Source organism: Fructilactobacillus sp. X1R3C1 (assembly GCF_059901545.1).
Window position 1 is genome coordinate 37,259 of the sequence record NZ_JBWXUT010000006.1, and the last position, 23,374, is coordinate 60,632.

The 23,374-nt window shown below is 38.3% G+C and carries 26 protein-coding genes; 23 read left to right on the forward strand and 3 right to left on the reverse strand.

Features of this window, described 5'->3' with window-relative positions:
* Position 1 precedes the first annotated feature (1 nt).
* The 16 genes from AC6UD8_RS06670 to kimA all read left to right on the forward strand — a co-directional run bounded on the left by AC6UD8_RS06670 (position 2) and on the right by kimA (position 12,538).
* A complete protein-coding gene (locus tag AC6UD8_RS06670; RefSeq protein WP_500696169.1) occupies positions 2-319 on the forward strand; it encodes a YbaB/EbfC family nucleoid-associated protein in 318 nt (105 codons plus the stop codon).
* A 14-nt stretch (positions 320-333) separates the two neighbouring features.
* The gene (gene recR / locus AC6UD8_RS06675) at positions 334-933 is read left to right on the forward strand and encodes a recombination mediator RecR (protein WP_500694465.1); all 600 of its coding nucleotides are present in this window, start codon (positions 334-336) and stop codon (positions 931-933) included.
* Between the two features lie 37 nt (positions 934-970).
* Positions 971-1,189 (forward strand): YaaL family protein, encoded by a 219-nt coding sequence (locus AC6UD8_RS06680; RefSeq protein ID WP_500723590.1) that lies wholly within the window; start codon positions 971-973, stop codon positions 1,187-1,189.
* Positions 1,190-1,286: 97 nt separating this feature from the next.
* Positions 1,287-1,937, forward strand: coding sequence for a dTMP kinase (gene tmk, locus AC6UD8_RS06685; protein WP_500699863.1), 651 nt, complete (start codon positions 1,287-1,289; stop codon positions 1,935-1,937).
* 11 nt (positions 1,938-1,948) lie between these two features.
* Entirely contained in the window at positions 1,949-2,275 is a 327-nt protein-coding gene (gene darA / locus AC6UD8_RS06690) for a cyclic di-AMP receptor DarA (RefSeq protein ID WP_500696137.1), read from the forward strand.
* A 12-nt stretch (positions 2,276-2,287) separates the two neighbouring features.
* Positions 2,288-3,328 (forward strand): DNA polymerase III subunit delta', encoded by a 1,041-nt coding sequence (gene holB, locus AC6UD8_RS06695; RefSeq protein WP_500699862.1) that lies wholly within the window; start codon positions 2,288-2,290, stop codon positions 3,326-3,328.
* Positions 3,325-3,651, forward strand: coding sequence for a DNA replication initiation control protein YabA (locus AC6UD8_RS06700; protein WP_500694460.1), 327 nt, complete (start codon positions 3,325-3,327; stop codon positions 3,649-3,651). The genes holB and AC6UD8_RS06700 overlap by 4 nt, the downstream gene beginning before the upstream one ends.
* Positions 3,652-3,656: 5 nt before the next feature.
* Positions 3,657-4,538, forward strand: coding sequence for a 16S rRNA (cytidine(1402)-2'-O)-methyltransferase (gene rsmI / locus AC6UD8_RS06705; protein WP_500694459.1), 882 nt, complete (start codon positions 3,657-3,659; stop codon positions 4,536-4,538).
* Positions 4,539-4,554: 16 nt separating this feature from the next.
* Positions 4,555-5,322: an acyl-[acyl-carrier-protein] thioesterase gene (locus tag AC6UD8_RS06710; protein ID WP_500699861.1), complete on the forward strand. Its 768-nt coding sequence runs from the start codon at positions 4,555-4,557 to the stop codon at positions 5,320-5,322.
* A gap of 1 nt (position 5,323) precedes the next feature.
* Positions 5,324-6,049 carry a tRNA (adenosine(37)-N6)-threonylcarbamoyltransferase complex dimerization subunit type 1 TsaB gene (gene tsaB / locus AC6UD8_RS06715; protein WP_500699860.1) on the forward strand — a complete coding sequence of 242 codons (726 nt, stop codon included), beginning with the start codon at positions 5,324-5,326 and terminating at the stop codon, positions 6,047-6,049.
* Positions 6,033-6,629: a ribosomal protein S18-alanine N-acetyltransferase gene (gene rimI / locus AC6UD8_RS06720; RefSeq protein WP_500696132.1), complete on the forward strand. Its 597-nt coding sequence runs from the start codon at positions 6,033-6,035 to the stop codon at positions 6,627-6,629. Before tsaB ends, rimI begins: the two co-directional genes overlap by 17 nt.
* Positions 6,630-6,649: 20 nt before the next feature.
* Entirely contained in the window at positions 6,650-7,678 is a 1,029-nt protein-coding gene (gene tsaD / locus AC6UD8_RS06725) for a tRNA (adenosine(37)-N6)-threonylcarbamoyltransferase complex transferase subunit TsaD (RefSeq protein ID WP_500699859.1), read from the forward strand.
* Positions 7,679-7,829: 151 nt separating this feature from the next.
* On the forward strand, positions 7,830-8,465 hold the full coding sequence (locus AC6UD8_RS06730) for a redox-sensing transcriptional repressor Rex (protein ID WP_010021811.1): 636 nt from the start codon (positions 7,830-7,832) through the stop codon (positions 8,463-8,465).
* A 144-nt stretch (positions 8,466-8,609) separates the two neighbouring features.
* Positions 8,610-8,894: a co-chaperone GroES gene (gene groES, locus AC6UD8_RS06735; RefSeq protein WP_500694454.1), complete on the forward strand. Its 285-nt coding sequence runs from the start codon at positions 8,610-8,612 to the stop codon at positions 8,892-8,894.
* Positions 8,895-8,927: 33 nt separating this feature from the next.
* On the forward strand, positions 8,928-10,553 hold the full coding sequence (gene groL, locus AC6UD8_RS06740) for a chaperonin GroEL (protein WP_500699858.1): 1,626 nt from the start codon (positions 8,928-8,930) through the stop codon (positions 10,551-10,553).
* 149 nt (positions 10,554-10,702) lie between these two features.
* Positions 10,703-12,538, forward strand: a complete 1,836-nt coding sequence (kimA, locus tag AC6UD8_RS06745) for a potassium transporter KimA (protein ID WP_500696129.1) — start codon at positions 10,703-10,705, stop codon at positions 12,536-12,538.
* A gap of 53 nt (positions 12,539-12,591) precedes the next feature.
* Here kimA and lrgB read toward each other — a convergent pair whose 3' ends face one another.
* Complete coding sequence (gene lrgB / locus AC6UD8_RS06750; protein ID WP_500696128.1) at positions 12,592-13,329, reverse strand: antiholin-like protein LrgB; 738 nt, start codon at positions 13,327-13,329, stop codon at positions 12,592-12,594.
* A 6-nt stretch (positions 13,330-13,335) separates the two neighbouring features.
* Positions 13,336-13,758: a CidA/LrgA family protein gene (locus AC6UD8_RS06755; protein WP_500699857.1), complete on the reverse strand. Its 423-nt coding sequence runs from the start codon at positions 13,756-13,758 to the stop codon at positions 13,336-13,338.
* A 203-nt stretch (positions 13,759-13,961) separates the two neighbouring features.
* Between AC6UD8_RS06755 and AC6UD8_RS06760 the strand changes: the two genes are divergently transcribed.
* On the forward strand, positions 13,962-15,113 hold the full coding sequence (locus tag AC6UD8_RS06760) for a glycosyltransferase family 4 protein (RefSeq protein ID WP_500696813.1): 1,152 nt from the start codon (positions 13,962-13,964) through the stop codon (positions 15,111-15,113).
* A gap of 29 nt (positions 15,114-15,142) precedes the next feature.
* On the opposite strand, the gene AC6UD8_RS06765 is transcribed toward AC6UD8_RS06760, so the two are convergent.
* A complete protein-coding gene (locus AC6UD8_RS06765; RefSeq protein WP_500699856.1) occupies positions 15,143-15,775 on the reverse strand; it encodes a YigZ family protein in 633 nt (210 codons plus the stop codon).
* Positions 15,776-15,821: 46 nt separating this feature from the next.
* On the opposite strand from AC6UD8_RS06765, the gene AC6UD8_RS06770 reads away from it, so the two are divergent.
* The 6 genes from AC6UD8_RS06770 (at position 15,822) to AC6UD8_RS06795 (ending at position 23,311) form a co-directional block, all read left to right on the forward strand.
* On the forward strand, positions 15,822-17,162 hold the full coding sequence (locus tag AC6UD8_RS06770) for an ATP-dependent helicase ComFA (RefSeq protein WP_500699855.1): 1,341 nt from the start codon (positions 15,822-15,824) through the stop codon (positions 17,160-17,162).
* An 82-nt stretch (positions 17,163-17,244) separates the two neighbouring features.
* Entirely contained in the window at positions 17,245-17,844 is a 600-nt protein-coding gene (locus AC6UD8_RS06775) for a ComF family protein (RefSeq protein ID WP_500723592.1), read from the forward strand.
* A gap of 88 nt (positions 17,845-17,932) precedes the next feature.
* Positions 17,933-18,466 (forward strand): ribosome hibernation-promoting factor, HPF/YfiA family, encoded by a 534-nt coding sequence (gene hpf / locus AC6UD8_RS06780; RefSeq protein ID WP_500696123.1) that lies wholly within the window; start codon positions 17,933-17,935, stop codon positions 18,464-18,466.
* 133 nt (positions 18,467-18,599) lie between these two features.
* On the forward strand, positions 18,600-20,966 hold the full coding sequence (gene secA / locus AC6UD8_RS06785) for a preprotein translocase subunit SecA (RefSeq protein WP_500694444.1): 2,367 nt from the start codon (positions 18,600-18,602) through the stop codon (positions 20,964-20,966).
* A 52-nt stretch (positions 20,967-21,018) separates the two neighbouring features.
* Positions 21,019-22,135, forward strand: a protein-coding gene (prfB, locus tag AC6UD8_RS06790; RefSeq protein WP_500699853.1) for a peptide chain release factor 2 whose coding sequence is annotated in 2 segments (ribosomal slippage) — positions 21,019-21,090 and positions 21,092-22,135 — 1,116 coding nt in all. Because the reading frame shifts where the segments join, the coding sequence is not laid out codon by codon here.
* Between the two features lie 18 nt (positions 22,136-22,153).
* Positions 22,154-23,311 carry a PDZ domain-containing protein gene (locus AC6UD8_RS06795; protein WP_500699852.1) on the forward strand — a complete coding sequence of 386 codons (1,158 nt, stop codon included), beginning with the start codon at positions 22,154-22,156 and terminating at the stop codon, positions 23,309-23,311.
* The last annotated feature ends 63 nt before the right edge of the window (positions 23,312-23,374 follow it).

Below are 23,374 nucleotides of genomic sequence, written 5' to 3' on the forward strand. Positions count from 1 at the left end.
AATTATGAACGGAATGAACATGGGAAAGATGATGCAAAAAGCTCGTAAGATGCAACAACAAATGCAAAATGAACAAGAAGAAATCGAGAAGAGTGAGTTCACTGGAAAAGCACCAGAGGATATGGTGACCGTTACCTTTACTGGTGATCGCAAGATGAAAGACATGAACGTCAAACCAGAAGCCATTGATCCAGACGATCCAGACATGCTCTCAGATCTAGTGATCAGTGCGGTTAACGATGCACTTTCACAGATTGAAAAGACCACTCAAGATAAGATGGGAAAGTATACCAAGGGAATGAATATTCCAGGTATGTAGAAGAAGGGATTTAAATGCAATACCCAGAACCAATTGCTAAGCTAATCGATAGTTACATGCATTTGCCAGGAATTGGCAGAAAGACCGCCACTAGATTGGCATTTTATACGGTTGATATGAATAAAACCGATGTAAAAAACTTTGCGGATGCCTTAACTTCAACTAAGAATGATTTGCGTTTTTGTTCAATTTGCGGCAATATCACCGAGACCGATCCTTGTGAGATCTGTACCGATGAAAGTCGTGATCAAAGTAAGATTATGGTAGTGGAACAGTCTAAAGATGTGATGACGATGGAAAAAATGAAGGATTATAATGGTCTTTATCACGTTTTACACGGAGTGCTTTCCCCCATTGAGGGGAAGGGTCCTGAAGACATCAATATCAGCTCTTTAATCAAACGACTGCAAAAAAACGAAGAAGTTAAAGAAGTCATCATTGCTACTAATGCCACTCCCGAGGGAGAAGCAACGGCAATGTATTTGGCAAAGTTAATTAAGCCAGCAGGCATTAAAGTTACCAGATTGTCTCATGGACTGTCAGTCGGAAGTGATATTGAGTATGCAGATGAGATGACCCTTTCAAAGGCAGTTTCTGGACGCACCGAAATGTGAGGGATGAACGATGTTTTCGTTATTTAGATATAGTTCTATGAAGCAAAATTATGATAACCAATTGCTTGATACCATCAATTTTTTAAAAAATGATTGGGATCAGGCTGTGCAAACTGAACAAGCTGTTTCCGAAACGGACAGTCACTTATTTGCACAAACGATGCTTACAAAGCAAAAATACATGTTTATGTATCGGCAAGCACGAAAACGAAACATTAAAAATGATCGGATTCAACCGTCAGTATATGAAAACTAAACGTAAGCCAGCTAGATCCTAGCTGGCTTTTTAAATAGACAATAAATATAACTTAAAGTACAATGAAAATAGCAAAAATGCTGGGACTGAATCTAATATGACTGGACAATTTATTACATTTGAAGGCACTGATGGTGCTGGAAAAACCACCGTTTTAAATCAGGTGGTTGATAAAATTAAACCAATGCTTAAAGACCAATTGCTAACTACTCGTGAACCAGGTGGAAACCAAGTCTCCGAGCAAATTCGTCAGATAATTTTGAATAAAAACGAGTCAGATATGGATGACCGTTGTGAGGCGCTTTTGTTTGCGGCGGCCAGAAGAGAGCATTTAGTTAAGACCATTTTGCCAGCTTTAAAGGCCGGTCAGTTAGTTTTGTGCGACCGCTATCTTGACAGTTCAATTGCGTATCAAGGAGCGGGCCGAGAACTTGGTGAAAACGCCGTTTTATCAATGAATCAGTTTGCTACTGAGGGTTTAATGCCTGATACCACCATTTATTTTGACGTCCCAGTCGACGTTGGATTAGACCGCATTGCTGAACATCGGAGTGGGGAAGTTAATCGTTTGGATCTTCAAGAACACGATTTTTACGTTCGGGTTCATGAAGCTTATGATGAAATTGCCAAACAGAACCCCAAGCGGGTTATTAAGGTTGATGCTACTAAGCCAATTGAACAATTAGTAGATCAGGTCATTTCCGTGTTGTATAAGAGAGCAGCTAGATATTTTAATGAAAGTAAATAGGAGGATCAGTTATGAAGTTAATTATTGCAATTATCCAAGATAAGGATGCAGCCAAATTACAATCTGAATTCATCAAACATAAGATCCAGGCAACCCAATTATCCACTAAGGGTGGATTCTTGAAGGCTAAAAACGTCACTTATTTGATTGGAGCTAAAGATGATAAGGTCGACGAGATTTTGGATATCATTAAAACAACCTGTGAAACTAGAAAACAATACATGACGCCACCGGTTAGTTTAGCTGGAAGCATTAGTGAGACGTCTTATCCGGTTGAAGTTCAGGTTGGAGGAGCAACGGTTATGATTTTGCCAATGGAATCATTAAATCGCTTCTAGTTAGTTAATATAATGGTAGAAGAAACTTTAGCTCAGACCATAATTAAACAGGCTACCCAAAAACAAGCTACTTTAACACAACACTTTATGGGCGTTATTTCGGCTCAAGATCTCAGTCACTCGTATCTTTTTTCGGGTTCGGATGGTTTGGGAAAATTAGCGGTTGCAAAGACGATTGCAATGCGTTTGTTTTGTAATAACGTTCAAAATGGCATGCCATGTGGCATCTGTAATGAGTGTGTCCGGATCGCAGAAGACGAACATCCTGATGTGGTGATGATCAAACCCGATGGCAGAAGTATCAAAGTTGATTCAATTCGACATTTAAAACATGAATTTTCTAAAAGTGCGGTTGAAGGAAACAAGAAGGTTTTCATTATTGACGGGGCCGATACGATGACTACTAGTGCTGCTAATAGTCTTTTGAAGTTTATTGAAGAGCCAAATGGGCAAGTTAATTCCTTTTTACTTACCAATGACTATCGAAAGATATTACCAACCATCATATCTAGAACGCAGTTAGTAGAATTTCCAAAAATTAACGAAGATAACTTGATTAAGTACGTAACTGATAGAGGGTTATCGAAAACGTCTAGTAATCTTATTTTAGAATTAACTGAGGACTTGTCTTCAATTGATAAAATGCTTGAAGACGGTTGGTTTAACAAGGTTAAAGAGATAGTTGAGCACTGGTTTAATGAATTAGTTAATGATGACTATCGCGCTTTTACGAGCGTTCAAATTAGCTTTATGCCTAATATAACGGGTCGGTTTGAACAACAGATGACTTTAAAAATGATTTATCAAATTTTTAAGGATGTCTTTGATATCAAGTTTAGGGAATTAAAGCCTGATAGTTTAGGGTTTGGTGATCAGTATTCCCTTTTGAAACAGATGGCTAACCAGTTATCAGATGATCAATTAATTGAAATCATCACAACGGTCTTGAACAGTGCCAAAAAACAAGATCTAAACGTTAGCTTCCAAAATATTTTGGAGGTTATTACCCTGAAATGTTTAGCAGTCATTGAAGGAGGAGCAAAAGTCGATTGAAAGAATCAGATGTTAACGAAGAATTTAATAATTTGGAATCACAATCGGAATTAATGAGTGAAAAAATTGGTGATCTTCGGGATGAAATTGATAAAGTCATCGAGGAAAATTCAGAACTGAAGATTGAAAATGAACATCTTCGAGAGTTAATTTCGGGAAAAGATGGGAAAAACAAAAAGAAGCAGCAACTTTCGATGTCCAAGAAAAACTTGGAAAAATTGTATAACGAAGGATTTCATGTTTGCACACAGTTTTATGGAAAACGGCGTAATAGTAATAGTAGTTGTATGTTTTGTACCGATATCATTTACGGAGAAAGGTAATTCCATTGGATTTATCAGTTCAAAAAAGTTTTGCAGATCATAACAAGGGCAGTTTATATCTGGTTCCTACACCAATTGGTAATCTTGATGATATGACGATTAGAGCCATCAATATTTTAAAAGATGTTGATTTGATTGCTGCTGAAGATACGAGGAATACCCAGAAACTTTTAAATCATTTTGATATTACGACCAAACAAATTAGTTTTCATGAGCATAATACTGAACAACGAGCACCTGAATTAGTTGAAAAATTAATCAATGGGATTTCAATTGCACAAGTCAGTGATGCAGGGATGCCTTCAATTAGTGATCCTGGACGTGAGTTAGTAAAGCAATGCATTGAACATGATATTTCCGTGATAAGCATTCCGGGACCAAACGCTGGCCTTACTAGTTTAATTGCTTCAGGACTTAAACCTCAACCGTTTTTGTTTTATGGATTTTTAAAACGGAAACCCAAAGAGCAGGTTGATGAACTAAAGATTTTAGCACAAGAATATCCGACCTTGATTTTTTATGAAGCTCCTCATCGACTTAAAAAGACGCTCTTAAACATGCAAAAGGTTTTTGGCAATCGGCAGGCAGTGCTTGCAAGAGAGCTCACTAAAAAGTTTGAAGAATACGTTCGTGGTGGTCTTGACGATTTAGTGGAATGGTCCAAACAAAATGAGATTAGAGGAGAGTTTGTCATTCTAGTTTCTGGGAATCCAGACGGGTTTAAACTTCATGAAGAGAAGCAAAATGAAGCTCAATTATCGGTTTACGAGCAGGTTGATCAATTAATTAGTAACGGTGAAAAGCCCAATGGCGCGATTAAGCAAGTCGCTAAGCAAAATGGGTTAGTCCGTCAGGATGTTTATAATCAATACCACCACATAGAATAAGATAAGAGGAATTAAGATGACTGGAGATATTTTTTCTGAAGACCATGTAGTTGAGTACTATGAAACCAATTTACTGGGTAACATTACTCTTTCAATGTTAATTGACGTGATCATTATGATTTCACAGGACCAAGCAAAAGCACTCGGTGTAAGTACCAGACATGTGATTGAACATGGCGTAACTTGGGTTGTTGTTCAAACCGACATGGATATTACGCGTCTTCCTAAAGTTCATGAAAAAATTCAGGTTCAAACGAGGGGAACTTCATACACTAAGTACTTTGCGTACCGTGAATTCTGGGTTAGAGACGTTAACGGGAATGAATTAGTTCATGTTGGCAGTTTGTGGGTCATGATGGACATTAAATCCAGAAAAATGGTTCGATTAGAGGAAGATATGATTACTCCCTATCATTGTGATCGAGTAAGAAGGATTCAACGGTTAAGAAAGATTCCTCAAATTCATGATGAACAAAATCTTATGAAGACTGAGTATCATGTTCGTTTTACTGACATTGATTGGAATTCTCATGTCAATAATGCCAAATACATTGGATGGATGGTTGATGATTTATCCTATGATTTTTTGGCAACTCACGTTCCAAAGCAAGTAAGTATTAAGTATGAAGATGAAGTTACATATGGTGATCCGGTCGTAAGTCGAAGCAAACTCATTAAGACCGGTGATCAAATTCGATCGATCCACGATATTTCGGTCAATGATGATACTAAATCGATTGCCGAAATTAAATGGGAGAAGCTGAATAAAGAAGGAAGCAAATAATATGCACGTTTTAGCAGTTGATACCTCTAATCAACCATTAACTGTGGCAGTTTTAAAAGACGAACAGGTGCTAGCAACAACCACGATGACAACGCATAGAAAACATGCTGAATACTTAATGCCGGTGGTTGAAGAGTTGGTTAATTATGCCAATTTAACTCCACAAGATCTGGATCGGGTCGTCGTAAGTAATGGTCCTGGTTCATACACTGGGATTAGAATTGCCACCACGGTTGGAAAAGTTTTGGCCGATACATTGAATATTGATTTGGTTGGCATTTCAAGTCTCATGGCGCTTGTTTTAAACGTGCAAAAACACGACCAGTTGGTAGTGCCATTATTTGATGGTAGAAACGATAATTTGTTTACTGGTCTGTACCGTACTTCCGATCGTGGTCCCGAGTCGGTAATTAAAGATCAACACGTTAATTTTGATAAGTGGATGACCGAACTGGACAAGTTTGATGAGCCCATCGTATTCGTTGGAAGTGATGTTGCTCATTTTTCCGAGCGCTTAAAACAACATTTCGGGAAAGATTTCAAATATATGACTGGAATTGATAACCTGCCACAGGCAGCTAAAATTGGTATCTATGGGGAAAAGCAAGAACCAGTTGCTGATGTTAACAATTTTAATCCCAATTATCTTCGTTTAACCAAAGCACAAGCAGACTGGCAAAAGTTAAACCCGGGGAGGGAAAACGAGTCTTATGTTGAAGAAAATTGAGGCATGGTTAAAAAAGAACGTTAAAAAAAAGGAAGAAGCCAAGATTCAGCGTGGACTTCAGATTAAAAATCACATTGTTGATGTGAATGGAGTCGATTACTATTTTGGCAAGGGTTCTATTACTGACATCCCTGACATTGTGAATGTTGAAGAAGAGGTTTACGACAAAAAGGCAGCTTGGGATCGAGAACGTTTCCTAAATGATCTAAAAAAGCACAAAAACAGTTTATACTTGGTAATTAGGAAAGCCGACGAATTGATTGCTTTTGTCGGTTGTTCGATTTCTCGTGATAGTAAGAATTGTCACGTTGAAAATATTGCGGTGTTACCCAAATTCCAAAATCGCGGATTGGGATATTTTTTGCTTACCATGGTTATCAGAAGAGCACGACTGATGAGACTTAAAAGTGTTTCAATCGAAATTCGATTGGGAAATATTAAAGCTCAAGATTTGAATCGGGATCTTGGGTTTGTTCAGGTTGGAATTGATCCAGATTACTATAATGATGGTGAAGATGCTGTGGTAATGAAACTGGATTTATCCAAGCAAAAAGTGGCACCAAATAATTTTGGAAGATAGTTAGAGACGGGTGAGGATTAATGCAAGATAATAGTGTGATCTTGGCGTTTGAGAGTAGTTGTGATGAAACAAGTGTTGCTGTTATCAAGGATGGTAAAGAAATTTTATCAAACGTCGTTGCAACTCAGATTAAAAGTCATCAGCGATTTGGTGGTGTGGTACCAGAAGTGGCTAGTCGTCATCATATTGAAGAGATTACCATTTGTATAAATGATGCTTTGAAACGTGCAAACGTCACATACGATGATTTAACGGCGGTAGCTGTGACCTATGGCCCAGGATTGGTTGGGGCACTTTTGATTGGAGTCACCGCTGCCAAAGTGGTAGCTTGGGCTCATCATCTACCCCTCATTCCAATTAATCACATTGCAGGACATATTTATGCTACTAACTTTATTAAGCCAATTGAGTTTCCGGCAATGGCACTTGTGGTATCTGGTGGTCATACGGAGCTTGTTTTTATGCCTGCAGAAGGTAGGTTTGAAATCATCGGTGAGACTAGAGACGATGCCGCAGGTGAAGCGTTTGACAAAATTGGGAGAGTTTTAGGAATTAATTATCCAGCTGGTCCAACTGTTGACAAAATGGCTCAAAAGGGAAGGGATACTTTTAATTTTCCACGCGCGATGGAATCAGATGGTAATTATGATTTTAGTTTTAGTGGACTTAAAAGTGCTTTTATCAATACCGTTCACCATGCCGATCAGATTGGAAAGACTCTAAATAAGAACGATTTAGCTGCTAGTTTTGAAGCTGCCGTAGTGGACGTTTTGGCAAAAAAATCACAAAGTGCGCTTGAAAATTATCCTGTAAAAGAGTTTATTTTAGCTGGCGGAGTTGCCGCGAATAAGGGCATTAGAAATCGACTAGATGCGATTGCCAGTAAGGAAAATGTGGAATTTGTCAAGGCTCCGCTTAAGTTGTGTGGAGATAATGCAGCTATGATAGGAGCTGCTGCAGCGGCAATGCAGCACCATCAGGAAAAAGGAAAAGCTTCACTAAATGCTGATCCAGGATTAGAATTTGAGTGGGCTCAAAATGAAAAATAAATCGTTAACAACAAATTATTAAATTAATTTATCCTGCCCTGTAGGGCTTTTCAGCTGATTTCATTTTTATATTATTTCACAAACAATTTCTTTATGTTAGAATTAATTTTGTGACTTATTAATCTCGACAATAATAATAGGAGATTTGAAAATGGCTGAGACAAAAATTCCACGTGCAACCGCGAAACGATTGCCGCTTTACTATCGTTATTTAAATATTTTACATGACGGTGGAAAGAAACGAATATCATCAAATGAATTGGCCGACGCAATTCAAGTGGATTCTGCTACAATTCGTCGTGACTTTTCATATTTTGGTGCCCTTGGTAAGCGAGGTTATGGATATGACGTAGACAGTTTACTAGAATTTTTCAAGAAGATCTTGAACCAAGATCAATTAACCAATGTAGCATTGATTGGTGTTGGTAACTTGGGTCATGCCCTTTTGAATTTTAACTTCCACATGGATAGTAATATTAGAATTTCCGCTGCTTTTGACGTTAATCCTAAAAATGTTAATACCATTCAAGGTGGGGTTCCAATTTACCCAATGGATCAATTGGTAAAACAGCTTAAAGATCAACAAATCAGTGTTGTGATTCTCACAGTTCCTGGTAAAGTTGCTCAACAAGTTGCTGATCAAGTTGCCAAAGCGGGTGTAAAAGGAATTTTAAACTTCACATCAGTCCGATTATCGGTTCCAAAGGAAATTAGAGTTCATAATGTTGATTTGACTAATGAACTGCAAACATTGATCTATTTTATTGATCATTATGATAAAGATTAAGCATCCAATTTTGGATGCTTTTTTATTTTTATCGGGCAAAGTTCTTGCATTAGTTGTGAAAAAATAATATATTAAGAATGTAAGTTAGCACTTGATAAGTGCAAGTGCTAAAATTTAATAAAGATATTTATTGGAGGGATTAACGTGTTAGAACCATTAGGAGATCGCGTAATTGTCGAAGTGCAAGAACCAGAAGAAAAAAACGTCGGTGGAATTGTTTTAGCAAATAACGCTAAAGAAAAACCACAGATGGGTAAAGTTGTCGCTGTAGGCGAGGGTCGAGTTCTTGATAACGGACAAAAAGTTGCCCCTTCTGTTAAAGAAGACGACATGGTCATGTTTGATAAGTATGCAGGGACAAAGGTTGAATATGATGGTACTCCATACCTTGTAATGCACGAAAAAGATTTACTTGCAATCGTTAAATAATAAAAATAAATTAATTAATATGAGGTGATAATAATGGCTAAAGAAATTAAGTTTTCTGAAAATGCTAGAAATTCGATGTTAAATGGTGTTGACAAGTTAGCTGACACTGTAAAAACAACTATGGGTCCAAAGGGACGTAACGTTGTTCTAGAAGAAAAAGCTGGAGATCCAACAATCACAAATGATGGTGTTACCATTGCTAAAGCAATTGATCTTCCAGATCACTTTGAAAATATGGGTGCTAAGTTAGTATCTGAAGTTGCTTCTAAAACGAATGACGTTGCCGGTGATGGTACTACTACCGCTACTGTTCTTGCCCAAGCAATTGTTAAAGAGGGTATGAAGAACGTTACTGCCGGTGCTAATCCCGTTGGAGTTCGTCAAGGAATTGAAAAAGCTACTAGAACAGCCGTTGATAGTCTTCACAAGATGAGTCACCAAGTAACTAGCAAGGAAGATATCGCTCAAATTGCTTCAATCTCATCAGCTAACGAAAAGGTTGGTAATTTGATTGCCGATGCAATGGAAAAAGTTGGTAATGATGGTGTTATTACGATTGAAGAATCACGTGGTGTTGACACTAGTTTAGACGTTGTTGAGGGTATGGAATTTGATCGTGGATACATGTCACAATACATGGTTACCGACCAAGAAAAAATGGAAGCTAACCTAGATAATCCCTACATTTTAATTACTGACAAGAAAATCACTAATATCCAAGACATTTTGCCATTACTTCAATCAGTCGTACAACAAGGTCGTTCACTCTTGATCATTGCTGATGATATTGGTGGAGAAGCTCTTCCAACCTTAGTTTTGAACAAGATGCGTGGAACCTTTAATGTTGTAGCTGTTAAGGCTCCTGGCTTTGGTGATCGTCGTAAAGAACAACTCCAAGACATTGCTACGTTGACTGGTGGTACTGTAATTACTTCTGATCTTGGATTAGATCTAAAAGACACTACCATTGATCAATTAGGTCAAGCTAATAAGGTTAACGTTACTAAAGACAGCACAACTATCGTTGAAGGTAAGGGTAGCAAAGAAGCTATCGACAAACGAATTGATGAAATCAAACAACAAATTGATGCCACTGATTCTGACTTTGACCGTGATAAGTTGAAGGAACGTTTAGCTAAGTTGGCTGGTGGAGTTGCTGTTATCAAAGTTGGTGCAGCCACTGAAACTGAACTTAAAGAACGTAAGTACCGAATTGAAGATGCTTTGAATGCTACTAGAGCCGCTGTTGAAGAGGGATTTGTTCCCGGCGGTGGTACAGCCTTTATCAACATCTTGAATGACGTTGATAAAATCCCTGCTGAAGGTGATGAAGCAACTGGAATTAACATTGTTGTTAAAGCCCTAGAAGCACCAGTAAGACAAATTGCTGAAAATGCTGGGATTGACGGTTCAGTTATTGTTGATCATTTGAAAGACGAAAAACCAGGCATTGGTTACAATGCATTGACTGGCAAGTACGAAGACATGATCAAAGCTGGTGTCGTTGACCCAACTAAGGTAAGCCGTTCAGCACTTCAAAACGCTGCATCTGTTTCAGCTCTTCTATTAACTACTGAAGCTGTTGTTGCCGAACAACCAAAAAATGATAATGATCAACCAGCTGCTCCACAACAACCTGGAATGGGTGGAATGATGTAATTTAAGTTTTAATAAAAAAGAGTCCGAATGGACTCTTTTTTATTTCCAATTATGATGAATTATCTAGTTTAATGTAGTACAATTGCATTTGACTTTAAAATTACGGTTTTACTAGGTTAAATATGACATATTAAAGGAGTATGGATTAAATGTGGCGGTATTTAAAAAGATTAATTATTGGACGTCCGCTTAAGACAACGGAAGGCTCTGGTCAATCTCTCACTAAGTTCAAAGGTTTAGCATTGCTATCATCTGATGCCTTATCATCAGTTGCTTATGGTACTGAACAGATTACTGCCGTTTTGATTACCTTATCGACCGCGGCATTAATGTATCAAATGTGGGTCGCACTACTAGTGTTGGTTCTGTTAGCCGCAATCACATTATCTTATCGACAGATTATTTATGCTTATCCATCTGGTGGAGGTGCCTACGTTGTTGCCCGAACCAATTGGGGTGACACTGCTGGTTTAGTTGCTGGTGGGTCCCTATTAGTTGATTATATGTTAACGGTTGCCGTTTCAACGACTTCTGGGACTGAAGCGATTACTTCTGCCATCCCTGCGCTATATAATTATCAGGTTCCGATTGCAATCTTAATTGTAATATTTATCATGATTTTGAATCTTCGTGGAATGCATGATTCAGCTTCATTCCTGGTTATTCCAGTGTATCTATTTATTGTGATGATTATCATTTTAATCATTGTTGGTGCTTATAATATTTTAACTAATAAAATTACTTATCATGCGTATGCTCCACTGAATACCTCAGTTAAGGGAATGACCTTGGTATTATTCTTTAAGGCATTCTCATCTGGTTCAGCATCGTTAACTGGAGTTGAAGCCATTAGTAATGCGGTTCCAAACTTTAAACAACCAAAACGAAAGAACGCTGCCAATACATTAGGTATCATGGCCATTATTTTAGGAATCTTCTTTGCTGGGATTACCTTTCTAAGTTACTACATGGGAGTTATTCCTAACGCTAAAGATACCGTCTTATCACAGATTGGTACCAATGTCTTTGGTCACGGAATCATGTACTACTTACTTCAGCTTGCAACTGCCTTGATTTTAGCTGTTGCTGCTAACACTGGTTTCTCTGCCTTTCCAATTTTGGCCTACAACATGGCTAAAGATAAATATTTGCCACATGCCTACCTGGATAAGGGTGACCGACTAGGTTATTCAAATGGAATTATTTCGTTAGCTTTAGGTGCGATTGTTTTAATTGTCCTCTTTAAAGGTAAAACTAATCTCTTAATTCCACTCTATGCTGTTGGTGTGTTTGTTCCATTTACGTTGTCTCAATCTGGAATGATTGTTCACTGGTTCAGAAATAAAGATGGCTTGTGGCCGGTGAAGGCTGTCATTAATTTTATTGGAGCGTTCATCTCAGTGATGTTAGTCTTCTTCCTGTTTGCACTTCATTTTGCAAACGTTTGGCCATATCTCATTATCATGCCGTTGCTCCTTTTGATGTTTTACAAAATTCATCTTCACTATCAGCGAATTGCTGAGCAACTTCGTATTTCAACTGATCCGAATTATGAGAATCATACCTATGCTGGTTCAACGGTAATCGTGTTAGTGGGAAATGTTACCCAAGTTACTAGACAAGCAATTAACTATGCGAGATCGATTGGTGACAATGTCATTGCCATGCACGTTTCGTTTGCCGATAATCCGCAAAAAGAAGAGAAAATTTCAACGAAGTTTAAGGAAGAGTATCCAGACATTCGATTTGTCGATATTCATACTTCGTATCGTTCGGTTGTCGATCCAGTGCTTCGTTTCTGTGATGTTATTGCGAAACAGGATGAGGATCGTAATTATACTACGACGGTTCTGGTTCCTCAGTTTGTACCAAAACACTACTGGCAACAAGTCCTTCATAATCAGACTGCTGTTCGATTAAGAAGTGCCTTGAATTCACGTCAGGACATCATTGTATCGACGTATAACTATCATTTAAGTGAATAATAGAACAAAAAGCTAGGCTATGTTAAACATAGCCTAGCTTTTTTGATTTGGATTTAAAGGTGCACAATATGAGCAAATAGTGGGACGATGATATCAACGACCACCGAAATAATGACCACCGCAATCGCAGCCATGGAGCCCTGAACTTCACCAAGTTCAAGGGCTTTAGCTGATCCAAGGGTGTGTCCTGCCGTTCCAAGCCCCAATCCAATTCCGATGGGGTTCTTCAATCTGAATATTTTAATGATCCAGTCGCCAAGTGCGTAAATAATAACAGCGTTTAAAATACATGCCATAGCGGTAATTGCTGGCACACCGTTAATGCCTTGGGCGATTGGCATTGCAACTGCGGTAGTGGCAGCCTGCGGAAGCATGGAAGCAATTTCCGACTTGTTTAATCCAATTAACTTGGAGACAAAGTACATGATGATTACCGAAATGGTTAAACCGATTATTAGTGATAACAAAATTTCAAACCAGTACTTTTTCACGATGTCGTTTCGCTTGAAGAGTGGGACTGCGAAAGCAATCGTGGTAGGGAAGAGGAACCAAAAAATAATATCACCACCTGGCTTATACAAGTTGGTGTAAATCCAGGTAATGTTAATCCCCGTTGCTTTGCTCATTAACCAGAGAACAAAAATTCCGAGCACCATCCCAACAAATAATGGTTGAAAAAGAAAAAAGCCGTTAAATTTTTTAAATAGAAATGATCCAATCAGATAGACCACCAATGATAGAGCAATTCCAAACATTGGATTGCCTAAAAATTTTAATAGTTCCGTTTGCATATTTGGTTACTCCTTATCGATGTCTTGTTTTTTGCCAAAAATTTTATTGCGGGTCCATATCAAAAAAGTAGCAACTAAAGCCACCGACACCAACATGACGACTGTCGAAATAATGATCATAATCACTAGTTTGACGCCAGAATGTTTCATAATGTCGAGAGAGGCCGCTAATTGAATTCCAGAAGGGACAAAAAGGAATCCTAGGATTCCAATAAAAAATGATCCGACCTTTTCGACCTGTTCTGGTTTAATGACTTTAAAGATCAATAACAAATATAATATCACCAACCCAATTACTGGGGTTGGAACTGGAAAGTTGGCTGGAAAGAGTGCTGAGATTAGACTTGAGACGAATAAAATGACCCCAAAGATACCGAGTTGAGTTAACAATGGAGCATCTTTTTGAGATTTTTCTTCTTTATTTTGCATGTTTGACTCCTTTCAAAAGTATGTGATTGATTTAGCTATTTCTATATTTAATATAATATATGAAATGAACTAAAAAACAAACCAAAATTTTAATTGTTATCATTAGATTTAATTATCACTAAATTAAATAAAGGGAAGCTTGTGTTTGTTATTTTCCGTTTGTATAATTGAATATAAACTTAATCGTGGAAGGCCATACTTAATTGAAATTTGAAATATTCGTCTATTTGTTTGCAACGATGATAATGTCGGCGGTTTTAACCCCTTTTATCAGAATTTTAGCATTCAAAATTGGCGCCATTGATAAACCGAATAAAAGACGTGTAAATAAAATTCCAATGCCAACGTTGGGTGGTCTGGCAATTTTTATTGCTTATACCATTACGACTTGCGTTTTTTTGCGAAACCAAATTCCATCTAGTAAGTTGTGGGGAATTCTGGGCGGAGAAATTATTATCATTATGACGGGGGTCATTGATGATATTTTTGAATTGAAGCCACGACAAAAGGTGATTGGGATCTCACTAGCAGCACTATGGGTGTACATTTTTGCGGGCATTCAGATGAGCTCCATTACGCTCCCATTCTTTGGTGATGTTAGTCTGGGATGGTTAAGTCTACCAATTACCTGGATATGGATTCTGGGGATTACGAACTCAATTAATTTAATCGATGGACTGGATGGACTAGCGACGGGGATTGCCATTATTGCTCTGACTACCATGGGAATCATCGGGTTATTCTTTTTAAACGTCGGTAACGTTTACGTATCAATCATGATTTTCACCTTTGCCGCTTCCTGTTTGGGTTTTTTACCGTATAATTTTTTCCCAGCTCGAATCTATCTAGGTGATACCGGATCCCTATTAATTGGCTTTATGATCTCGGTCTTTTCCTTACAAGGTCTTAAAAACGCCACCTTCATATCGGTCATTATTCCCGTTGTGATTTTGGGAGTCCCAATCTCGGACACCGCTTATGCAATTTTACGGCGGATTTTGAACAAACAGCCCATCTCTCACGCTGATAAGCACCATTTACATCATCGGTTGATGCAGATTGGTTTGACCCACCGGCAAACCGTTTTAGTAATTTATGGAATTGCGCTCATTTTTGCTTTCATCTCTTTACTCTATCCGTTGTCCAGTTTCTGGGGATCAGTGTTGTTGACGGTTGCCACTTTGATTGGGATTGAGCTTTTTGTGGAAGCCATTGGATTAGTCGGAAAGAACCGGCAACCCTTGCTTAATTTGATTAAACGCGTTGTGACTGGAACAACCAGTAAGGCTAATCACGAAACCGAAATCACTAAAACCAAGGCAAAACATAAAACCAAACCAAACAAAAAAGAGTAGTTCATTGAAGTTGAACTACTCTTTTTAGACTAAATTGGACTCTCAAAATAGGCTTCCTTACCAATCTTGAATTGAACGTCTCCTGCAAGCAAATTGTTGATTTTTGTTTTGAAATTATCAATCACATGATTTGAAATGGCGGTACTTACTCGAACACTAGTGCCATATTCAACGTTAGTAATTGGTAAATTATTTTGTTTAAGAAAATATTGGAGCTTATCATTTAACTTATAGGATACTGAGATAGTAAGCGCAGTTTTAAGCGTCATTTTGCTGATCCCAGCGCTTTCAATAACATCCGATGCCGAGTTACTATATGCTCGAATGAGACCACCAGCACCTAGTTTGATTCCACCAAAGTACCTTGTTACTACAATGGCTGTGTCATGAAGCTCCATGTTTTTAATGGCATCTAGGATTGGAACTCCAGCAGTCCCACTAGGTTCGCCGTTGTCACTTTCTCGCTGGACATCATCATTTGGGCCAATAACATAGGCAAAACAATTGTGGTTGGCTTTTTTATTTTGGCTTTTGATACTGGCGATGAATGCTTGAGCACTCGCTTCGTCCGTGACACGAGATACGGAAGCAATAAACTTTGATTTTTTGATAATAATTTCATTTTTACCAGCTTGTTTAATGGTTAAAAAAGAATTTTGCATTAAATTATTCCTGTTCTTCGTATTTAAAAGTGGAGGCGGATAGTTAATGATCAAAGATCAAAAAGAACTAATGGGAAGACTTACGCCAAGCACTTTGATTGACCCGATGCTTTTAAGTAATTCACTTCTTAATTTTGAATTAGCGGTAACGGTTAATCAAACTACTATTCATTGTAACCGATGTGGATTCAATTGTGAAAAATCAAAATGTGAACTTCCCAATCATATTTTTTACTGCTCCAATTGCATCGAAATGGGACGAATTGATTCGTCGATGAAACTGGTTAGTGTCCTAGAAACAAATCGTTTTGTGGTTCCAAGTAATGTTTTGACTTGGGATGGGACGCTAACTGTAAATCAAAAAGACTGTGCGTTAAGGATGATTGAATCAGTAAAACATCACCGTGATCATCTACTGTGGGCGGTTACTGGGGCTGGTAAGACCGAGATGCTTTTTCCGGTATTAACATGGGCAATTAAACGTAAATTTCGAATTGCCATTGCTTCTCCCAGAGTGGACGTGTGTTCGGAACTTTATCCGCGTCTTAAAGCGGCTTTTTCTAACCTTGATATGGTTTTATTGCATGGTAAAAGTAAAGACAAGTACCATTATTGTCAACTGACTGTCTGTACGACCCACCAACTCATGCGTTTCTTTCATGCTTTTGATTTGTTGATTATTGATGAAGTTGATGCGTTTCCATTCGTTAACAACGTTAACCTGGAGTTTGCCGTAAAGCATGCCTTAAAGACTACGGGACAAAGAATCATGTTAAGTGCCACTCCAAGTAAACGACTGAGAACCCAAATCACGCGTGGAAATGGAGATATGAGTTATTTACCGATTCGGTTTCATGGTCATTTATTGCCTGTGATTAAAGTTCACTTGTCAAGAAAATGGCGGATGCAATTATCAAAGGGAAGGTTACCCCATCAATTAATTAAAATGTGTCAGCGTAACGTTGCAATTGGAAGAAGATTTTTATTGTTTGTTCCTAAGATCAAAGATTTACCGGTGGTTGATCGGATCTTAAGTAAACAAATCCATAGTTCAAAGGTATGGGAATGTGTTTATTCGGCGGACAAGAAACGAATGGAAAAGGTTCAAGCCATGCGTAACCAGCAAGTGTTATTTTTAGTGACTACGACCATCTTAGAACGAGGAGTGACTTTTCCGGATATTGATGTAATGGTACTGGGGGCCGACGATAAGGTCTTTTCTACGTCGTCATTAGTTCAGATGGCAGGAAGAGTGGGCCGAAAAAAGACCAGACCGACCGGTAACGTTGATTTTTTTGTGGGAAGTTTTTCAAGACGAATTACTAGCGCCCAAAATGAGATTAAGGCTATGAATCGCAGAGGGATGAAATTAAAAAGTCATGAATAAATGTTTATGGTGTAATCAAATTATTAGAAGTGATGTGAGCATTTCCTTTATTTTAAGTTTTCGTTCCTTTGTCCCGCCAATTATGTGTGATGAATGTCAAAAACTTTTTTGTCCCATTGATTTAAAAACGGCGTGTCCAGATTGTGGCAAGCAGCAAGTGAAATTAGAGTTGTGTGATGATTGTAAAATTTGGGAAGATCAATCTGGTCCCAAATTAATTAATCATGCGTTGTTTCCATATGATGAAGTGAGTGATTATATGACTCGGTACAAGTTTCAGGGTGATTATCGGTTAAGGCGACTATTTCAAAGTCAGTTTCAGTCTTTTATATTTGACCATAACGACGGCGGTATGATTGTTCCCATCCCGATTAGTAAGAAAACGTTTGAGGTGCGAAAGTTTAATCAGGTTGAGGGGTGGTTAGCTGGTGTGAAATATCAAAAGGTCTTAGGAGCGGTGTCAAAAAAGGGCTTACCCCAGTCTAAAAAAGATAAATTTGATAGGATGCATTTAAAACAACCATTTTACGTTGAGCCGGAGTGGTCGACTAACAACCTACGTGGGAGAAAGGTTTGTTTGATTGATGATGTGTATACGACTGGAACCACCCTGCACTTAGCGGCCAAACTGTTATATTCGTATGGGGTTAAGAAAGTCTCAAGTATTACCCTTGCACGTTAGTATTGATTGTTATTTAATCGATTAGAATTTATAATAGTTATAAGAGATTCGTTTGAAGACAATGATACTAAGCATAGGAGAGATTATAATGCTTGAAACTAAATTAAGAGGTGATGATGTTGAAATCACCAGTGATCTCCGTGATTACATTAATCATCACGTCAAAACAATTGATAAACGTTTTGATGCAAACGTGAAAGGGACTGCTCATGTTGATCTTATGAACTATTCTAACGAACGAATCAAAGCTGAAATCACTATTATCCTACCGAACTTTTTACTGCGAGGTGAGGGCAACTCTGATGATATTCACAAAAGCATTGATATCGCGATTCACGATATCCAGCAACAGATCGATAAATATGGCTCAAAGGTAAATGAAGAATTAACTGAGCATAAGTTATCTCACGTTTTTAATGATCCCGATAAACGATTAGCCGAATCTAAGATCGTTAGGAAAAAGCGGATTCCTTTACAGAAGATGACTTCGGAAGATGCCATTATTCAGATGAATTTGATTGGGCATGATTTTTTTGTCTATGTTGATGTCACCGATGGCACCACTGATATTGTTTATCGAAGACATGATGGAGACTATGGGTTAATTAAAACCGATCGTTAGAAAAAACAGAAATATCATATTTCTGTTTTTTTGTGATGAATTTTTAATTGATTTGATAAAATGTTAGAATAAGAAAATAGGCTGAGAATTCGAGAAACAAAAACGGTTTAGACACTAGAGGAGAAATCAATCAATGGCAACAAACCTTTTAAAGAAATGGGTTGAAAGCGACAAAAGCGAACTGAAACGATTAGGAAAGCTCGCCGATAAGGTCAGCTCATACTCAGAACAATATCGAAAATTAAGTGATAAAGAATTACAAGCTAAAACTCCAGAATTTCAAAAGCGTTATCAAAATGGTGAAAGCCTAGATGACATGTTACCTGAGGCTTTTGCGGTTGCCCGTGAAGGTGCCAGACGAGTGCTCGGACTAAATCCATTTCGAGTCCAGATTATGGGTGGAATTGTCCTTCATGAGGGTAATATTGCTGAGATGAAGACTGGTGAAGGGAAAACGTTAACGGCTACAATGCCCGTCTACCTGAATGCTTTATCAGGGAAAGGTGTTCATGTCGTTACGGTTAATGAATACCTATCACAACGTGATGCCACTCAAATGGGACAGTTATACAATTGGCTGGGCTTAACGGTCGGGGTGAACTCGGCTGATAAGAATCCGGAAGAAAAACGAGCTGCCTATGATAGCGACATCACTTATTCAACTAATAGTGAGATTGGATTTGATTATTTAAGGGATAACATGGTGGTTTATAAAGAAGATCGGGTTCAACGCCCACTTAATTTTGCCATCGTCGACGAAGTTGATTCGATCTTAATCGATGAAGCCAGAACCCCATTGATCATTTCTGGTGAAGCTCGTGGGTCAAACAAGCTTTACATGCAGGCAGATAAATTTGCCAAGACACTAAATCCTAAAACGGATTTTAAAGTTGATTTAGAGACTAAAACGGTCTCTTTGAAGGATGTTGGAATTGAAAAAGCTGAAAAGTACTTCAATTTAAATAACCTTTACGATACGGAAAACACTGCTTTAACCCACCATTTGGATCAGGCTTTACGTGCCAATTACGTGATGGAAAAGGATAAAGACTATGTTGTCTCAAAAGACGAGGTTTTAATCGTTGATTCCTTTACCGGAAGAATCATGGAAGGTCGTCGTTTTTCAGATGGGCTTCACCAAGCACTTGAGGCTAAAGAGGGTGTTACCATCCAAGAAGAAAGCAAGACGATGGCTAACATCACCTATCAAAACTTATTTAGACAGTACAGTAAGTTAGCTGGAATGACTGGTACCGCTAAGACAGAACAGGATGAGTTTCGAGAAATTTACAACATGGATGTCATTGCGGTTCCAACCAATAAACCGGTTGTTAGAATTGATGAGCCAGATGTTTTATATCCAAGTTTGGAATCAAAATTTGACGCTGTTATTGCCAAAATTAAAGATTTACACAAACGGGGACAACCAATCCTGATTGGTACGGTTGCGGTTGAAACTTCTGAATATCTTTCAGAGCGACTTGATGAAGAAAAAATTCCTCACGTAGTTTTGAATGCGAAAAATCATGCCAAAGAAGCTGACATTGTTGCTAACGCCGGTCAAAAGGGAGCTGTTACCATTGCAACCAACATGGCCGGTCGTGGAACTGATATTAAGCTTGGACCTGGAGTGGTCAAATTAGGTGGATTAGCGGTTATCGGGACCGAACGACACGAGTCACGAAGAATTGATAATCAATTACGTGGACGTTCTGGAAGACAGGGTGATCCTGGTTATTCCCAATTCTATCTTTCACTTGAAGATGATTTGATGCGTCGATTTGGGTCTGATAAGGTTAAAAGTATTCTTGACTCAATGAAGGTTGAGGGCGATGATGCGGTTATCCGGAGTCACATGATCACGAAGCAGGTTGAATCGGCTCAAAAACGAGTTGAAGGTAATAACTATGATTCACGTAAAAACGTGTTAAAGTACGATGATGTGATGCGTCAACAGCGTGACGTGATTTACGGTGAGCGTAGTAAGGTGATTGACGAAAATAAGTCACTTAAGTGGGTTATTATGCCAATGATCAAACGAACGGTTAATCGAATTGTCAACTTGCACACTCAGGGAGATCAAAAGAAATGGGATCTCCAAACCATCCTTGATTTTGCGATTAATTCATTAGTTAGTCCCGATCAAATTAGCATTGATGACTTGAAGGGAAAATCAAGTGATGAAATTAAGGCATACTTGATGGGACTCGTTGATACTGAGTATGATAAGAAAGAAAAAGAGCTCCAGGATCCAGAACAGATGCTTGAATTTGAAAAAGTGGTTGTGCTTAGGGTGGTTGATTCACACTGGACTGACCACATCGATTCAATGGACCAATTACGAGAGTCAATCGGTCTTCGTGGTTATGGTCAATTAAACCCGTTAGTTGAGTATCAACGTGAAGGATTTAGAATGTTTGAAGAAATGGTCTCTGATATTGACTACGATGTCACTAGGTTGTTTATGAAAGCTGAGATCAGACAAAATATGGAAAGATAGTTTAAGAACGGAGGACTTTTGGTCTCCGTTTTTTCATCTTCAGGAGTATGAAATGGAATTAAGTGAAGCACGTGGACAGGTCGAAAAGATTGAAAAAGCCGTAGCTGGCTTTAGGGGGTCACTTTGACCTGGATCAACTAAGTGAAAATATTTCGGTTAATGAGGCTAAAATGGCTGAACCGGGATTTTGGGATGACCAAAGAAAAGCCCAGAAATTAATTGATGAGAACAATCGATTAAAATTAAAATATGATAATTTTAATTCACTGGCTAAAAAGGTGGAAGATTTAAAGGTTAACCTCGAACTCCTTGAAGAAGTTAGTGATGATGATTTAAAGAAAGAGTTCGATGACGAATTAGCCAAGACCCAAAAGGAACTTAGTAGTTATCAGCTGAGTTTACTTTTGAATGGGAAATACGATGAAAATAATGCAATTGTTGAGATCCATCCTGGAGCTGGTGGAACTGAATCACAAGACTGGGGTTCCATGTTATTTCGGATGTATCAACGATGGGCCGAACAAAACGGCTTTTCGGTTTCAGTTGAAGACTATCAACCGGGTGACGTTGCTGGGATCAACAGTGTGACATTTTTAGTATCTGGAACCAACGCCTATGGTTACCTGAAATCAGAAAAAGGCGTTCACCGGTTAGTGCGGATCTCACCTTTCGATTCAGCAGGGCGGCGTCATACGTCGTTTGCCTCTGTTGATGTTATGCCAGAGCTTGATGAAACTGTGAACGTTGACATTAACCCAGAAGATCTCCGGATTGATGTTTTTCGGTCAAGTGGGGCTGGTGGTCAGCACATTAATAAAACCTCTTCAGCGGTTCGAATTACCCACTTACCAACTGGAATTGTCACCTCAAGTCAGGCCCAACGTTCACAATTACAGAATAGAGTTACAGCGATGAATATGTTAAAATCAAAGTTGTACGAACGTGAACAAGAGAAAAAAGAAGAAGAGAAAGCCAAGATTGAGGGTAAGCAGCTTGATATTGGTTGGGGTTCACAAATTCGTTCTTATGTTTTTCATCCCTATACAATGGTTAAGGATCATCGGACCAATTATGAGACTGGTAATGGTCAAGCAGTGATGGATGGTGATTTGAATCCATTCATTAACGCGTATTTGCAGTGGAATTTAAAACAGAAGAACCCAAAATAACGAAAAAGGAAGTTCATTATGTCAGTTGCGACTAATATTTTGTTTTTTGTCTTTATGCCAGCTTTTTGGTTTGCACTTATTCGCGTTTTCTTCGTTTACAATCGAAGAGTAAATCGAGAACGACGCTTATTTGAAAGTGCTGTTAACCCTAAATTTCACGAAGGATGGGTCTTTTTTAAATCATTAATTGTGCTGGGAATTGTTGGATCAATTTTAACTGCTTTGGTTGGGATTGAAGTGTCCTTAAATTGGATTTTATTATATGAATTATTGATCGCCATTAGTTTACTGATCCCAGGAATCTTAGTGCCGACATTGATTTTATTTGGATCAGTTTTTGTTGGGGTCTTCTTCAATGATTATTCAATCCCGATGATTAAGGGTGGCGACTTTATTGGTGCCGTGAATATGAACGCATCAAGATCGGCCAATTACTTAGCCTTAATCACAATCATGCTGGTTCTAATGTTTATCTTTTTGAAGATGAATGGTAAGACAATTAACTCACCGCAGGTTTCAAAGAATCGGCGCGGGAACCGAGTGGCATCTTATGGATACAATGAGTTAGCTGTGATTCCGCTGGTACTGATGATTCCTGGTAAATTAATCGAAACGATCGTACCAATGTGGCCAGTTTTTAATATTTTTGGTGCACATGTAACTTTCTTGGTTGTTCCGTTTTTGATTGGTTTTCGCTTCAAGTTTGTTAACCATTTGCCAAATGAATTAATGCCACGGATTTCAAACGCAATTGGAGAACTGTCATTGTTAGCCATTTTACTAACGGCGGGCGCTTACTTTATGAGAAATAGTTACTACGTTATTATCGCGATTGCTTTATTGGTAGTGGTTTATGTAATCATCATGTATCACTTCCATCGCGTTGACCGAAAGACCGGAAATCAGATTAGTCAAGCGGTTGACGGAATCCGAATCATTGGGATTAAACCCCGCACTCCAGCCGATAAGATGGGACTTAAAACGGGTGACTTAATTGTTGAAGTTAACAACGTTCCGGTAAATTCGGAAAGTCAATTGTATTCTGCTTTACAAGATGATCCGACCTTTGTTCACATGAAGGTTAAAAATCGTAAGAATCAATTAGAGATTAAAGAAACGGCAATTTACGATGGTTCACCGCATGAGATCGGAATTGAAATGTTTCAAAATAATTAGTTAGAAGCACCTAGTTAATGGGCGCTTCTTTTATTTTGCATAAAATTAAGAACCGCCTAAATT

Coding starts and splice junctions, on each gene's coding strand:
- recR (WP_500694465.1), top strand. CDS start 334: ATGCAATACCCAGAACCAATTGCTAAGCTAATCGATAGTTACATGCAT.
- AC6UD8_RS06680 (WP_500723590.1), top strand. CDS start 971: ATGAAGCAAAATTATGATAACCAATTGCTTGATACCATCAATTTTTTA.
- tmk (WP_500699863.1), top strand. CDS start 1,287: ATGACTGGACAATTTATTACATTTGAAGGCACTGATGGTGCTGGAAAA.
- darA (WP_500696137.1), top strand. CDS start 1,949: ATGAAGTTAATTATTGCAATTATCCAAGATAAGGATGCAGCCAAATTA.
- holB (WP_500699862.1), top strand. CDS start 2,288: ATGGTAGAAGAAACTTTAGCTCAGACCATAATTAAACAGGCTACCCAA.
- AC6UD8_RS06710 (WP_500699861.1), top strand. CDS start 4,555: ATGACTGGAGATATTTTTTCTGAAGACCATGTAGTTGAGTACTATGAA.
- tsaB (WP_500699860.1), top strand. CDS start 5,324: ATGCACGTTTTAGCAGTTGATACCTCTAATCAACCATTAACTGTGGCA.
- rimI (WP_500696132.1), top strand. CDS start 6,033: ATGTTGAAGAAAATTGAGGCATGGTTAAAAAAGAACGTTAAAAAAAAG.
- tsaD (WP_500699859.1), top strand. CDS start 6,650: ATGCAAGATAATAGTGTGATCTTGGCGTTTGAGAGTAGTTGTGATGAA.
- AC6UD8_RS06730 (WP_010021811.1), top strand. CDS start 7,830: ATGGCTGAGACAAAAATTCCACGTGCAACCGCGAAACGATTGCCGCTT.
- groL (WP_500699858.1), top strand. CDS start 8,928: ATGGCTAAAGAAATTAAGTTTTCTGAAAATGCTAGAAATTCGATGTTA.
- kimA (WP_500696129.1), top strand. CDS start 10,703: ATGTGGCGGTATTTAAAAAGATTAATTATTGGACGTCCGCTTAAGACA.
- lrgB (WP_500696128.1), bottom strand. CDS start 13,329: ATGCAAACGGAACTATTAAAATTTTTAGGCAATCCAATGTTTGGAATT.
- AC6UD8_RS06755 (WP_500699857.1), bottom strand. CDS start 13,758: ATGCAAAATAAAGAAGAAAAATCTCAAAAAGATGCTCCATTGTTAACT.
- AC6UD8_RS06765 (WP_500699856.1), bottom strand. CDS start 15,775: ATGCAAAATTCTTTTTTAACCATTAAACAAGCTGGTAAAAATGAAATT.
- AC6UD8_RS06770 (WP_500699855.1), top strand. CDS start 15,822: ATGATCAAAGATCAAAAAGAACTAATGGGAAGACTTACGCCAAGCACT.
- AC6UD8_RS06775 (WP_500723592.1), top strand. CDS start 17,245: ATGTGTGATGAATGTCAAAAACTTTTTTGTCCCATTGATTTAAAAACG.
- hpf (WP_500696123.1), top strand. CDS start 17,933: ATGCTTGAAACTAAATTAAGAGGTGATGATGTTGAAATCACCAGTGAT.
- secA (WP_500694444.1), top strand. CDS start 18,600: ATGGCAACAAACCTTTTAAAGAAATGGGTTGAAAGCGACAAAAGCGAA.
- AC6UD8_RS06795 (WP_500699852.1), top strand. CDS start 22,154: ATGTCAGTTGCGACTAATATTTTGTTTTTTGTCTTTATGCCAGCTTTT.